Origin of the sequence: Paenibacillus alvei DSM 29, assembly GCF_000293805.1 — a bacterium.
GTDB classification, from domain to species: Bacteria; Bacillota; Bacilli; order Paenibacillales; family Paenibacillaceae; genus Paenibacillus_B; species Paenibacillus_B alvei.
In genome coordinates, this window is record NZ_AMBZ01000010.1 from 21,362 (window position 1) to 35,989 (window position 14,628).

General features: G+C 47.3%; 11 protein-coding genes. 4 read left to right on the top strand and 7 right to left on the bottom strand.

Annotated elements, in window-relative coordinates:
• Positions 1-43: 43 nt before the first annotated feature.
• From PAV_RS25780 to PAV_RS25790, 3 genes are all read right to left on the bottom strand, one after another.
• A complete protein-coding gene (locus tag PAV_RS25780; protein ID WP_005550990.1) occupies positions 44-1,432 on the bottom strand; it encodes an ABC transporter substrate-binding protein in 1,389 nt (462 codons plus the stop codon).
• A gap of 191 nt (positions 1,433-1,623) precedes the next feature.
• Entirely contained in the window at positions 1,624-3,000 is a 1,377-nt protein-coding gene (locus tag PAV_RS25785; RefSeq protein ID WP_005550992.1) for an ABC transporter substrate-binding protein, read from the bottom strand.
• A gap of 273 nt (positions 3,001-3,273) precedes the next feature.
• Positions 3,274-4,566, bottom strand: coding sequence for a DEAD/DEAH box helicase (locus tag PAV_RS25790; RefSeq protein WP_005550995.1), 1,293 nt, complete (start codon positions 4,564-4,566; stop codon positions 3,274-3,276).
• Positions 4,567-4,736: 170 nt separating this feature from the next.
• On the opposite strand from PAV_RS25790, the gene PAV_RS25795 reads away from it, so the two are divergent.
• Positions 4,737-4,994: a DUF2573 family protein gene (locus PAV_RS25795; protein WP_005550996.1), complete on the top strand. Its 258-nt coding sequence runs from the start codon at positions 4,737-4,739 to the stop codon at positions 4,992-4,994.
• A 126-nt stretch (positions 4,995-5,120) separates the two neighbouring features.
• Here PAV_RS25795 and PAV_RS25800 read toward each other — a convergent pair whose 3' ends face one another.
• Together PAV_RS25800 and PAV_RS25805 are read right to left on the bottom strand one after the other, a co-directional pair.
• Positions 5,121-5,897 (bottom strand): SDR family NAD(P)-dependent oxidoreductase, encoded by a 777-nt coding sequence (locus PAV_RS25800; RefSeq protein WP_005550997.1) that lies wholly within the window; start codon positions 5,895-5,897, stop codon positions 5,121-5,123.
• An 81-nt stretch (positions 5,898-5,978) separates the two neighbouring features.
• Positions 5,979-6,458: a chemotaxis protein CheX gene (locus PAV_RS25805; RefSeq protein ID WP_040736915.1), complete on the bottom strand. Its 480-nt coding sequence runs from the start codon at positions 6,456-6,458 to the stop codon at positions 5,979-5,981.
• Positions 6,459-7,237: 779 nt separating this feature from the next.
• On the opposite strand from PAV_RS25805, the gene PAV_RS25810 reads away from it, so the two are divergent.
• Positions 7,238-9,313: an acyltransferase family protein gene (locus PAV_RS25810; RefSeq protein ID WP_005550999.1), complete on the top strand. Its 2,076-nt coding sequence runs from the start codon at positions 7,238-7,240 to the stop codon at positions 9,311-9,313.
• Positions 9,314-9,615: 302 nt separating this feature from the next.
• Positions 9,616-10,278 carry a 5,6-dimethylbenzimidazole synthase gene (gene bluB / locus PAV_RS25815; RefSeq protein ID WP_040736967.1) on the top strand — a complete coding sequence of 221 codons (663 nt, stop codon included), beginning with the start codon at positions 9,616-9,618 and terminating at the stop codon, positions 10,276-10,278.
• An 84-nt stretch (positions 10,279-10,362) separates the two neighbouring features.
• On the opposite strand, the gene PAV_RS25820 is transcribed toward bluB, so the two are convergent.
• A complete protein-coding gene (locus PAV_RS25820) occupies positions 10,363-11,688 on the bottom strand; it encodes a glycoside hydrolase family 125 protein (RefSeq protein ID WP_005551002.1) in 1,326 nt (441 codons plus the stop codon).
• Positions 11,689-12,008: 320 nt separating this feature from the next.
• Here PAV_RS25820 and PAV_RS25825 point away from each other — a divergent pair, with 320 nt between their 5' ends.
• On the top strand, positions 12,009-12,968 hold the full coding sequence (locus tag PAV_RS25825) for a zinc dependent phospholipase C family protein (protein ID WP_005551003.1): 960 nt from the start codon (positions 12,009-12,011) through the stop codon (positions 12,966-12,968).
• 54 nt (positions 12,969-13,022) lie between these two features.
• Here PAV_RS25825 and PAV_RS25830 read toward each other — a convergent pair whose 3' ends face one another.
• A complete protein-coding gene (locus PAV_RS25830; RefSeq protein ID WP_005551004.1) occupies positions 13,023-14,588 on the bottom strand; it encodes a Ppx/GppA phosphatase family protein in 1,566 nt (521 codons plus the stop codon).
• Between the last annotated feature and the right edge of the window lie 40 nt (positions 14,589-14,628).

Below are 14,628 nucleotides of genomic sequence, written 5' to 3' on the forward strand. Positions count from 1 at the left end.
GTTTTATGACGGATTCTTCATATATCTTCAGTTCAATGCCTGTTTATTTTTTATCCTTTGATTTGGCCTTTTGCTCTTGATGCGCTTTATCCAACAATTGTTGACCCTTCGCTTCCAGCTCAGCCACAGCTTCTTCTACCGTTTTCTTATTATCGACGATCGCCTTTAGCGACTCTTCTACTAATGGATTGAAGTTCTTATTGAAGGTGTCTGGAACATTATAGTTCCCCCAAAATCCAGAATAGGATGTGCCCAATTTAGGTTTCAGTAAGAAGAATGGCTCGGTACTGCGGCCTTCGATTTCTTTGAAATAGTCCTTTCGTGTAGGAATTCGGCCGCTCACTGTACGTCCCGCAGCCTTCGCTATTTCAGGTCCGTTCACGAACTTGACGAATTCCCAAGCTGCCCGCTTATTTGGGGAATCCGCAGCGATCGCATAGATATCGGTTAAGTTCACATCGCTCGATTCATCAGGACTTGAAGGATCGATTGGCGCCGTTACGATATCCCAATTAATTTCCTTAAACTTCTTGTCATAAAGAGGGCGGTTTTTGATTTGCTGTGCAAACCAAGTCCCCTCTATTACCATTGCCGCCTTGCCCTGATAGAATGCTTCACCCCATCCAGTTTGACTCTCTTCGGGAGATGGAATGGCTATCGATTTGTCCCGCACGGCATCCGTCGCCATTTTAATTGCCTTTTTCCACCCATCCGAATTAATAAGCAGCTTTTCGCCCTTCGTATCGAACAAATTCAATCCAGCAGATGAGGCGATATTATTAACGATAAACTGAACATCTCCATAGGACTTATAAAATCCATAGATCTTATTGTCTCCTGAGCCAATACCAGTGAAGCGCTTCGATAAATCAATGACTTCCTGCCAGCTCATCTTATTGCGCGGCGGCTCGATATTATGCTCCTTGAATAAATCTCGGTTATAGTACATCACATCCGTATAGAAGGCCGGCGCTAATCCATATAAAGTGCCGTTCCCTTTAGACCGAAGCAAATCAACAAGCCCCGGCATATAGCCTTCCAGATCAAATTTTTCTTGGCTAATAATTTGATCCAGGCCATACAGCTTGCCATTTTGCGCAAATTTCTCAAACTGCTTCCCATTTAACATCATCACATCAGGCTTATTTTTCTCTATAAATTTCTCTAATTCTGCATCAAAATCGAATGATTCGCCTTCTCCTTGCTTCGCCGCCAGCTCTTTATAGCTGATAACTTCAAATTCGATATCCGGATATTTAATATTAAAATAATTGCCATAATCACTATAGAAAGATTCCTCACTATAATGAATAACCTTAATTTTTCCTTTTCCCTCTTCCAATTGATCCAATACCGGCTTCTCCCCAAGACAGCCGCTCATTAAGGCAACTACCGCAAGCAACAGCACGCCTATTTTCCACTTTGACGCCAATTCTTTCTCCCCTTCCGCTTTTTGTACATTTCATAGATTGAGTATATTTGTGTGTGTACATTTACTCATATATTATGACGCCACAGCCCAGTATTTGGTTTCCGCTATTGTACATTTATTTTTAAAATTCACCGTATACTATGAAATCTATGAATAATTCTCTTCTTTCTCCTATTTAAAATTTCCGTTTTCTACTTCTTTGCATCCACGTTTTCTTTCGCGCTTTCAGCCTCTTTTTTCTTTATCTCCTCAGCATGCGTCTTGTTCAGCAGTAGCTGCCCCTTCGCATCCAACTCATTGACGGCTTCCTCCGGTGTTATCTCGTGCTGCATGACCGCCTGCAAAGATTTGTCCAACAACTCATTGAATGGTGAGTAAAAGTCTTCCGGTACATGCTTATTGCCGTATCCCACCCAAAATCCCCAGCTTCCTTCAGGAGGCGAAGACTCCGTAGAGAGCCTTGGCTTCAACATATAGAATGGTTCCGTGCTTCGTCCTTCCAATTGTTTGAAAAATTGATGCCGCGTCGGCAGAGTGGATATCGGATTGCGGGAAGCAACCTTCTCCATGCTCAGCCCATTAACGAATTGGACAAATTCCCACGCAGCCCGCTTGTTGGTGGAGTCTGCCATTATCGCGTACATTTTTGTCAATCTGACCTTTGAAGACTCGTCGGGTCTTTTTAAATCGACTGGTACCGTAACCATGTCCCAATTCATCGTGCTCAATGTTTTATTGTGCAGAGGGGCACGCTGCAGTTCCTTCGCGAACCAAGGGCCATCCATAATCATGGCCGCCTTTCCCATGAGAAACAGGTTGTTCATCCCCTCTACTTGTCCGGGCGGGTAATTTCTCACCGCATCCGTTGCCATCTGCATGGCCTGCTCCCAACCATCCGATCGAATGCGCAGCTTCTCTCCCTTCGCATCAAAGACTTGAAGGGATAAAGTATTTGCGATATTAATCAATAAGCTGGAGGGACTTTGATATAATCCATAGATTTCATTGTCCCCCGTTCTCATCCCATCAAAGCGCTTGGATAAAGCCAATATTTCCTGCCAGCTCATCTGATTGCGCGGCAGCTCTATGTTGTACGCTTGGAATAAGTCGCGATTGTAATAGATCACTTCGTTATAAAAATAGGGAGTCAGCCCGTACAGTTTCCCTCTGCCTTTCGTGCGGATCATATCTATCAAGCCCGGCATGTAGCCTTCCAAATCGAATTTTTCCTGTGCAATAATATCATCCAGCGCATACAGCTTTCCTTGCTGCGCATACGTTTCGAACATGTGCTCACTTAGCAGCACGACGTCTGGCTTCTGCTTGTCCAACAGCTCTTCCATATCGGTTTCAGCAGTGCTGATGACCTCAACCTCAATATCCGGGAATTTGATATTAAAATAATTTCCGTAATCTCTGTAGAACGATTTTTCACTGTAATAGGTTACTTTTAGCTTTCCCTTGCCCTCGTCCAATGGCTCCAATACCTGCTTTTCCCCAAAGCACCCCGTTAATACAGACATCATACCCAGCAACAGTATGCTCGTCTTCCATCTCCTACTCACCATCCATTTCTCCTCCCTTTCAGCTTCTCATTTGCGTAAAACACTGAAATCTATGTACACAAATATAGTTCTCTACTAAAGTAGATGGAAAATTCAGCTCTTAGGTTCATAGGATTCGAAAATCCATTTCATTTTTCTGTTTGCAGAATGTACATGAGAGGAGATCAAATTGCTTTCCGTATAAATAGTCATGCCTCTAACCGATGAGTGAAAAAGAAAAACCGCTGTAGATGCATCATCTACAGCGGCCTAATAACCAGCTCGCATTTATTCAACTTAACGACGCTTCTGCTTCTCTTTCAACCACTTCGGCGCGCCTTTATCTTTATCCTTGCCAGAACGCTTGTCCCGTGACTGAGAACGAGCCCCCGCCGATGACTTGCCGAACGGCTGCTTGGAAGCTGGCTTCGTCTTCGGACGACGGTCTGCATCATTCGAATCGATAATGCGGCCATCATAGTAACTGCGCTCATGGATGACAATCTCAAGCTCGCGCTCGAACTTTTTCATAATGAACTGCTCGCGAGGAGAGATCAGATTGACAGATACGCCTTGACGTCCCATTCGACCCGTACGCCCTGCACGATGCACATAGTGCTCGGCATTCAATGCAGGCTGAGCGCTGAAGACGAATGGCAAATCAGGTATATCCAATCCCCGCGCAGCTACATCGGTTGCCAACAGCAACTGGAAGTGACCTTCACGGAAGCGTTTAAGGACATTAACCCGCTCCTGCTTCGGGGCATCGCCATACAACGAGGCGACTGACAAATGGGCATAGCTTAACTTCTGTTCCCATTCTGCAATTTCAGCAGAGTCATTGATGAACACGATCGCCTGCTTCGGATTCCAATGCCGAACGAGGCGTCTCAGCATATCAATCTTGTCCCGCTCCTCGCAAACGAACACAAGGTGCTCAATCGTATCAGCTATTCGCTTCTCCGGCTCAATACCGATGTTTACCGGGTCTTGCATCCAGCGCTCTGCAAGCGCCTTTACTTCTTCAGGCAATGTGGCGGAGAAGAATAAAAGCTGGCGATCACGCAGCGCGCTGCGCATAATATAATCCGTATCGCCTGCACCGCCCTTCTGCAGCACATGATCGACCTCGTCTACAACGATGGTGCGCACTTCGTGCATCTTTAGCTTGCGCATCTCTATCAGCTCACGGATTCGGCCCGGTGTGCCGATGACGAGCTGCGGGTGCAGCTTCAGCTTCTCTACCTGCCGCTTCAGTGCCGCGCCGCCGATTATCGCTGCAATCTGAATGCTGCTGCCCTCGCTGTAATATTCCGCTTCACGCACAATCTGCATCGCAAGCTCTTGTGTAGGCGCTACAATCACAGCCTGCGTTGTCCGCTCATTATGCTGTATGCGTGTTAGCACAGGGAGCAAATAGGCAATCGTCTTTCCCGTGCCCGTTTGCGATTGCGCAAGCACGTCGCGCCCTTCCAGTGCAGCAGGAATAGCAGCTAACTGAACCGGCGAAGGTTCCGTAATATGTCTGGCTTGCAGCCGCAGCTTCAGCTCTTCACGTATTGAAAATGATTCAAAGGTAGCACTCAACATGTATCGTTCCTCTCTATGGAAAGCGGTTCATATCCACTGAACATGAACATACCTTCCCTTTGTTCGCTGTACCCATTATATCGAAAAGAAGTCTCCGCTCCAACTTTCCAACTTCTGCTCATTATGATAGCCTAATCATACACACCTATAAAGTGAGGAGGTTGCTGCAAATGAATGACAACATGACCGCTTTATTCGACGCGCTCGTCGAAAAATATGCAGAGCTGTTGACTGGACACTCCGACCCAGCCACAGTTGAAAAGGTGAAGATGTGGGCGCTCTATAATCAAATGCATAAAACAATGCCCAACTTGACCCGCCATTGGAACAATGCGAATCCGGAAGGCAAAGCAGGAGTTCGCGCACTATTTGAGGAAATTAAGCAAATGAATGAAGCGCACCGTGCCGATGGAGGCAATCAACAATAATCTTCACAGCTCAATAGGTATCGCTCAAGCACAAAAAAAGTCCGCTATCTCCCGATCTCAATACGAACAGGAGAAGCGGACTTCGCCATTTCAACCATCATACAGCGCCACCAATGGTTACCTATCCTATTTCTTGTTCAACAGCTTCGAGGCAACACGATTCGATATCCGCGGGAACATGCCGTACAGCCTCGTTCCGAGCGCACCAAGCCACGGGAGATCCACTTCCTGCTTACGTGTCTCCATGACGCGGACAATATGACTTGCAACCTTCTCCGGTTCCATCATGAACCAGCGAATATTGTTTACATATTGCCCACTTGGATCCGCCTGATCGAAGAACGGCGTATTCACAGGGCCGGGGTTGACCGCTGATACTGCGACACCTGTTCCTGCCAGCTCCATGCGCAGAGCATTCGTAAAGCCGAGCACAGCGTGCTTCGTTGCCGTATAGCCTGCGGACTTCGGAGAACCAATCTTGCCTGCCATTGAAGCTACATTGATAATATGTCCTTCGCCCCGCGCCAGCATATGAGGCAGCACAGCCTTCGTGCAGCGCACCGTCCCCATGTAATTCACATCCATCATCGCGGCAAACTGCGAGATGGGCATATCCACCGTCCGCTCAAAAAATCCGAAACCTGCATTGTTCACTAAAATATCAATGCGCCCATACTTCTCCAACACAGCTGCAATACCGTGTGACACGTCCTCTTCATTCGTTACATCCATCGTATAGATGGCAGGTGAAGGCGTCACCGAGACAGCCGCAACTTCCAACTTTTCTTTAGAGCGTGCCGTTAAGATCGGAACAGCTCCCTTCGCAGCAGCTGCTTGGGCTGTCCAAGCTCCAATTCCGCTTGATGCACCTGTGATCAGAACAATCTTACCTTTCAGTTCCATCGCTCTACTCCTTTACCTTCCCATCCACACCGTTCACACCCTATGTATAGCAGCGCGGTTGGTCAGAACTGCGTCGCCGCATCAGGATACAACGTCGACTCTTTCACTATAGCCGATATGCATAAGTACATCAAATCGCCCAATTCCGTCCAATAATAGCGGCACAGCCATGGCCTCTAGAATAGGGCCTGCATGCTCAGCAGATATGAGCAATTGGGGAGGTGTTATGTCAACGCGCATGCCCTGATTGTACATCAGTGTCGTTGCGTTGCCACTAATCATGTTGCCTAGCTCTGAAATGGCGCTTTCACCTATAGCATCAAGGGATGCAAGAGGAAGTCCTCCCATCATAGCTGATGCCATTTTTAACGCCACGTCCTCATTCAAGCCAAATGCCACCTGCCCGGACAACTGCCCCGTCAGACCGACCTGGATGCGTAAATCATGCGTGCCGCTCCAATTCAACATTTGAAGCTCTCCCCGACTAGGACGGACTTGCACAATTTGTTCAATAACTGTGCTTGCCGATTGCAAAAAAGGATGAATCCATTCGGCTCTCATCTCAGCTATCTTTTCCCCTTTCCGACATTAATGGAGTATATTCGACACAATCCGATCGTCCTATATATCCACTTTTCTATGCCTATTATACTGAAAACGATTCATTCAAGCACTATCTGATTTATCATTTTCACAAGAAAAACATATCCAGATTTATATTTTGAGTATAAAGAACTACTCCTAGAGGTTTATTTCGACATATTTTCGTCGATCCAGCCTCTTTGCATTTCATGATGCTCAGCGCATCTTATAGCCTATTAACCTCGACAAAAGGATACAGGAGTATGCATTTGCAATGACCACCACTGCTCCTTGAAAACATTTCCACATCCTCTCATCACAACTCTTTGTTTCTTGTAAGCGTAACAAGTAATGGATCAGTTTGAAGTGGATCATTTAAAAATCCGATAAATAACAAAAATGAATAAAATATGTAATACTTCTGTAACGAGTACATATGTGCTTTCCGATATAGTAATAGAGGTTATTCCGAAATTTTTACACTTGGTAGGAGAAATGAACTCAAGGAACGAGTAAGAGCATATCCTAAACTCACTCCTCTTTATCCTCTTCGCTACTACGAACATCGTTCGAATGATCAGGACTTGCCTTGAAGCTTTACTACTTTGCCAATTGCTTATACAACCAATCATTTCTCAACATCACAAGAAAGGACACCATGAATACAATGAAATGGTTATGCACGAGACTTCATCCGAATAACGATTCAATCGTATGGTTATTCGTTGCGGTTATACCTTACGTAGGGGGCGTCCAAGATGCATGAGCTCCGTCGCAACAATAGACGCTACATACCCGCTCTGGACGGCCTGCGAGCAATTGCTGTTCTGGCTGTCATTGCCTATCATCTGAATCTTGGATGGGCGCAAGGAGGCTTTTTGGGAGTCGGTATATTCTTTGTATTATCCGGTTATCTCGTAACGGATTTGCTGCTCGCCACAAGACAGCAGCGAGGCTCAATTGATTTGTACACATTCTGGGTACACAGAATGCGCAGACTTGCCCCTGCTCTCATTGCCATGCTGATGCTCAGCGTCGCTTGGCTCACGATATTCGATCCGTCGCGCTTGATACGACTTCGAGGGGATATTTGGTCAACCTTTATATACGGCAATAACTGGTATCTTATTTTTCATAATGTTTCTTATTTTGACAGCTTCGGATCACCCTCACCATACCTTCACTTATGGTCTCTCGCCGTCGAGGGACAATTTTACTTAGTTTGGCCTTTATTGTTGTTCCTTGGTATTAAGCTTGCACCGAGACGAGGTCAGCTGCTAATTGGCATTGCAGCGGCAGCCACACTATCTGCCTTCGCAATGGCGTGGTTATACGAGCCAGGTACCGATCCAAGCCGAGTCTATTATGGGACAGATACGCGGGTATTTGCACTACTCATTGGAGCAGCCCTTGCCGTCGTGCTGCCTAGCAGACGTCTCGCTTCACAGTCAACGGGCAGATCAAGCTTTGGCCTTGATGCCATTGGAGCTATCGGGTTAGGAGCTATCCTTTATATGATTTGGAAAATAAGTGAATATGATGATTTTCTATATCAGGGGGGATTCGTGCTGCTCTCCGTTCTGAGCGCACTTACGATTACGGTGCTTGCCCATCCAGCCAGCCGCTGCAGCAAGCTGCTGAGCTGGGAACCTCTCGTATGGATTGGCAAACGATCCTATGGCATTTATTTGTGGCATTATCCGGTTATCATTCTTACCAATCCAGAAGTCAATACAAGCGGCTTCGATTGGTCGCGTGCCGTTTTGCAAATAACAGCAAGTGTACTGCTCGCCGCCTTATCTTGGCGCTATATCGAGCAGCCTATCCAGCGCGGATACCTCTCCTATCTGTGGCATAAGGCTCGTACAGAACGAGATGCTTGGCACCGGTTGTCATGGAAGCATTGGTCTGTATCGGCCTGCTGCGTCCTGCTGCTCACTTTGTTTTATGTCGGCATGAGCAGCCGCTATCCAGTAGATGCCGCTCAATCGACCGTGGGAAGACAAGAGCCAGACAATCAACTTATGATAACGCAAGATGAACTAGGAGCAGCCTCGCAGGCTCAACAAAAAGAACATCATGGTTCCAACATGATCAAAGAACCTGAACAGAAAGATCAGAAGCAGCCTGCTGGATCTTCCAATCACATTAAAAAGCCTGACGGTTCGGGGCACAGCAAGCCCAATCCTGCCGAATCGCAGCAAAATGCTAAGGATAAGCAAACCGATGCCAAGCAAGCTGATGGCCGACAACCAAAACGCTCTAATCCGCCATCCAACGGAATTTATCCCCCCAATACGAAGCAGAAGTGGTCGGTGACAGCAGTTGGGGATTCTGTCATGCTGGATGTTGCTCCTTATCTAATCAAGCATCTGCCGGGTGCCGTGGTTGATGCTCAAATTGGAAGACAGATGTCCGAAGCCGGCAATGTGCTTCAGGAGCTAAAAAAGGCCGGAAAACTGGGCCGTTGCGTCATCATTGCCCTCGGAACGAATGGTATATTCGGTGAAAAGCAGCTCAACAAACTCATTGAGTCGCTTTCTGGTGTAGAGCATATTATTTTCGTCAATACCCGCATGCCTGAGAAATGGGAAAGCAAGATTAACGAACTATTGGCAAAAACGGCTGCTGCCAATCCAAAAGTCACTTTAGTCGATTGGTACAGCGCTAGTGAAGATCAAGACGATTATTTTGAGCCGGACGCTACTCACCTCGTCCCTAAGGGAGCCAAGGCCTATGCCGCCTTATTGGCAGAAGCGGTGCAGTCACTTCCGAGATCCAAGACGGAATCTCCCGCTCCTACCAACAAGAAAACAGCAGCAACTCGTTCTTAACATCATGATCACGCACACGCGGGCATACAGAAAACATACAGAACGTACGTGATACTTGTTCCTCGCAATCATGCGCTGTCCTTAATCAACTATCATGTTTACTGACGGGTCTCGCCATATCTGCATATGGCAGACCCTCTTCCTTTACCAGCCAGAAAGAAAGGAACTAAGGCGATTATCTGTCCTTGTCATTTCACGATTCGCAGCATGAATAACTTGTACGCTATAATAAACATATGATGATCGTATTCAAAAGTATGACATCCCTTGCAAATTCAAGAAAAGGAGCCTAACTCATGACGATGAATAGACTATCAGAGCAGGAAAAAGAAGGCGTTTACAAAGCGATATATAACCGCAGAGATATTCGCACCTTCCTTCAACAGCCCGTGTCCGATGAGCTGCTGGTTAAATTGCTGGAGGCCGCTCATCACGGGCCGTCAGTGGGCTTCATGCAACCATGGAACTTTATCGTGATCAAAGACGCCGAGACCAAAGCCAAGCTGGCTGAGGTTGTAGACCGGGAACGCCGTGCCTTGGCTATCCATTATGAAGGTACAGATCGCGACACTAAATTTATGGAAATTAAAATTCAAGGCATCCTGGAGGCTCCCGTCACAATCTGCATCACATGCGATCCTTCGCGTGGCGGCGATCATGTGCTGGGTCGCAACTCTATTCCTGAGACCGACATTATGTCCGTAAGCTGCGCCATTCAAAATATGTGGCTTGCTGCCTATGCCGAAGGCTTAGCAATGGGCTGGGTCAGCTTCTACAAGAAGCCAGACATTCGGCGCATCCTCAACATCCCGCTTCATATCGATCCTACTGCACTCATCTCCATTGGGTATACTGAGGACTATCCAGAACGGCCACTGCTTGAAGCTTACAACTGGGAGAAGCGAAAAATATTAAGTCACCTCGTTTACGATAACCAGTGGGGCACCTCATCCAGCTTGCTGTAACCAAACCGATCATACTGGCACAACAAAGCCTTCCATCCCACATAAGGAGATGGAAGGCTTCTTTATGATGAACACGAATCTAGTTTATTTATCCAGCAATCCGCGCTGCATCGCTTTCCATACAAGCTGTGCGAATAGGCTGTTCGACCAAGCGAACCAAGGACGTGTGAACACATTCGGATCGTCTGCGAGGAAGCCTTCATGCATGAATCCAGTATCTGCATCCGTTGCTTCCAGCATATCAATCATCGCAAGCATTTCCTCATCATTTGCAGCCGTCAAGCCTTGCATGGACAACGCCATATGCCATACATAACCGTCTGGCGTATGCGGACTGCCAATACCTTTCGCAACCTTGCCTTCAAAGTAATACGGATTTTCTTTGCTCAAAATAAATTTGCGTGTATTTTGATAAATCGAATCGTCTGCCGCCGCATATCCAATATAAGGGATCGATAACAAACTTGGCGTTCCTGCATCATCTAGAAGGCAGGAATTTCCGAAGCCATCCGTTTCATAAACATATATTTTGCCGAATGTAGGATGATTGTGAACCCCATACAGCTGAATGCCGTGGTTGATCTCCTCTTCCAGCTTCGCCATTTCGCTCACGAATTCCTCGTCGCGGAAGCCGTACTTGGAAATTTCCTGCATTTGACGCAGGCTAACAACTGCGAACATATTCGACGGAATGCTGTAATGGAAATCGCATGCATCATCGCTTGGACGGAATCCAGACCAAGTCATTCCTGTATAATTCACAGGCATTCCCTTGCCATCGTTGCGAATCGTATCAATGGCTGGACAGTTCACACGTGTGAAGCGGTATGGAGATTGCTCAAAGTGACGCTGCTCCGTTTTCCATACGTCCACAATTTTACGCATCGCAGACTTGAAATTCGTATCGAAAATGTCAGTGCGCCCTGTTTCTTTCCAATACATATAGGCAAGGCGAATCGAGAAGCACATCGAATCCAGCTCATACTTGCGTTCCCACACCCACGGGGACATTTCAGTCTGGTCGTTGGCATCCCAGTGCCAGTCATTTGCCGTCTCGTTGAACGCGTTTGCATAAGGATCAATATTAATATAAAACATATGACGCTTGATCAATCCGCCGATAATGCGCTGCAAGTCCTTATCGTCCTTCGCGAATGGTACGTAATGAATCACCTGCTCTACGGAGTCGCGCAGCCACATTGCAGGAATATCCCCGGTCAAGACGAATGTTGTTCCGTCATCTAATAATTTTGTCGTTGTTTCAAGAGTGTTAGGGAAGCAGTTCTTGAACAGCTTCAACAGCTTAGGTCGATGCGCAAGCTTCTGCTCCGCTTCTTCCATAACGCGGGTGACTGCTTTCGGCAAGTCGAATGCAGGTACATCGATTTTGGGCAAACGAAATTGTTCCATGTTATTATCCTCCACCTGTTCTCCACATGATGTATATATCTCTACTGTCACGGTTGCTTGGCAGCCCCACATTGCAGGCTTGTTCCCCGTGGCTCCTTACAGTGTACATGCAAACGCTTCATCTTGCTAGACAGATCATGAAAGTTCATCATGTTGCACAAAAATGTTCCACATAAAGAAACCGGACACTATCTTTTTCTATCATCGTATAGGATTGACATTGCCCTTCATTTCGGGTGAACTGATAGATAAGCATCTCCACTGCGATAGCTTCCAAAGCCGCTTAAACACCGAGATGCCCCGCAACGAGGAGGAGAATTATGCCTAACGTATGGACACATTTATTATTCGGCCAGGAGATACTAGCCAATACGGGCATTTCCCATTGGATTTCCCGCGACGATCAGAAGCGCATGTTCAACATGGGATGCCAAGGGCCGGATTTTTTATTCTATCATCAATTTCTGCCCTGGCAGCGCAATAAAGTAATGAATGAGTTGGGAAATGCCATGCACAATAAGCAGTGCGGGCCTTTCCTGCTCGACTTGATAGATTCCGTTCCGAAAGGAGATATGCTTTCGCGAGTATATGCACTTGGATTCCTGCTGCACCATATCCTTGATCGGAATATGCATCCTTATGTATTCGTCCGTTCAGGATTTCGCAAGTGGGATCATCAACGATTCGAGGTGCTGATGGATACTCACATCTTGCATGCCAAGCGCAAGATCGCTACATGGAATACACCGGTATGGAAAGAGATTGACACTGGAGGGCAATTCCCGAAAGCAATCGTTTCTGCCTTCACAACATTGACGAGCCGATATTACCCGGAGCTGTCGGCTCGTGTTCAGAACCGATTCTGGAATGATGCGAACCGAGATATGGTAGGTGCCCAGAAGCTGTTTCACGATCCGGCCGGAATCAAGCAACTGCTGTCATTTAATCAGATTGAACCCTTTGTATATAAACGGAATCCTCCAGCCTATGATGTGTTAAATGAAGCGAAGAGACCTTGGCCGGATCCAACAGGAACAGGCGAGATCCGCACCACCAGCATATGGGAGATGTGGGAAGTGGCAAGTGAAGACGCGAAGCATGCAGTATCGGCTGCTGCCGTCTATTGGAGCGTCAAGGAAGAGCCAGGCGCTGATCAACGAGCGATTGCCAACTCGTATGCGGCTTTGCAGAAAGCAATCAGCAACCGCTCTTACGAAACAGGACTACCGCTTGATCAGGATCGTCCAATTATAATCGAAGACCCAATCTGGGAGCATTAACAAATAAGGCGCTATGGGCAGGAGCATCCTGCACCATAGCGCCTTATGATTATGTTAGCGTGACTGCGTCACATGAGCTACGATGACAAGATCCCGCTTGAAGCGCTTGCGAAATGCCGTGCGAACCGCATACGCTTCCGACACTTCAAGCAGTGGCGGAGTCGAGGCACGCACATGGAATACAACCTCCTGCTCCTCAATATCGCAAGCATCTAATGCAACGTCCGTCGCCGCTCCACGGTTGAAGCTGATTGCCAGCCGCAGCAATATGCTGAGCGTGCGCACTCCCTCTTTATCCCCTGGATGGAAGAGTGCTTCATAGTCACTCCACGCTTCTCCTGCCTTCAGCTTCTGATCAGCCGAGGCAAGGAACGCGCTAAGCACCAGTTCACGGGGAGTCAGTCCGTACAAGTCCGAATGCAGCAGCATATACAAAGCGTGCCGCTCACGTTCAAGCGGAGAAATGACGATCCCACAATCATGGAGCATAGCACTCGCGCACATAATCTGTGACCAGTCCCCCTCCAGCTCCATAAGTGCCCCCATATCCTCCACAAGCCGTGTGAACAACACATGGACTCGCCTCGCGTGCTCGACTTGCAAGTGGAATCTTCGCATCATATTCGAGATAGATAAGGATAGGGGATCATCGATCGTCAATCCACTACCCTGAAGCATATCGAATAATACGCCTTCACGTATCCCTTTTGCGCTGACCATCAATGCTGGCATATCCAAGCGTTCCATCACATGCTTAATGAACGTAAAGGCACCCATAAATATATCCGCGCGATCCTTGGACAGCCCCTGAATCTTCTCCCTCTCCTCAAGCAACAGCGGCTTTAGACTCTTATGCCACTGCTTAACCTGTTCCCGTTCAAGCACATAATGGTGAAGCGAAGCCAGCGGAACCTTCACCTGAGCCTTATCCATCTTGGCAATAGTCCGTATTGTGCCGCCAACACCGATTAGCGTATAGCCCTCTGCTTGCTGCAGCCAATCAATCTGGCTTAGAAGCTTCTCCATATCGGCAATCAGCCGCTGCTCCTCTTTCGCCTCGAGTGCCCCCCTAACCTCATATTGGCTTGCAAGCGTCAGTGCGCCTATCGGTATACTGATGCTCTCCTTCAATTCCCGCTGCTGAATAAGCACCATTTCTAAGGAACCGCCCCCAATATCTATGAGCAGTCCGTTCTGAATGTTCATCGTAGACACGACAGCGAGGTAGTCTAAATAAGCCTCTGACTCTCCACTTATCACACGAACAGACAGCTGAGTTGCACCCAATATGCGGCTTAAAATCAAAGCACGGTTCGTCGCCTTGCGCAGTGCAGCAGTTGCTACCGCTATGATCTCGCATGGTTCATAACGGCTGCATAACTGCTTAAATAATAGAAGCGTAGAAATCAATTTATCAATTTTATATTCAGGGATTGCACCGTCTTCATCATACACATCTCCGAGGCGCACGACTTCCTTCCATTGATCTACAATTTGGAAAGTCATATCCTCATGAATTTCCGCAATCATGAGACGTACCGAATTCGAACCGATATCTACGATGCCCTGATGGCGATTTTGTCCGGGAACCTTGGTTTCCTGTGCCTTCTTAGGTCGCATTATATGGTTACTCTCTCCTTCCTTACTTATCGCAGCACGT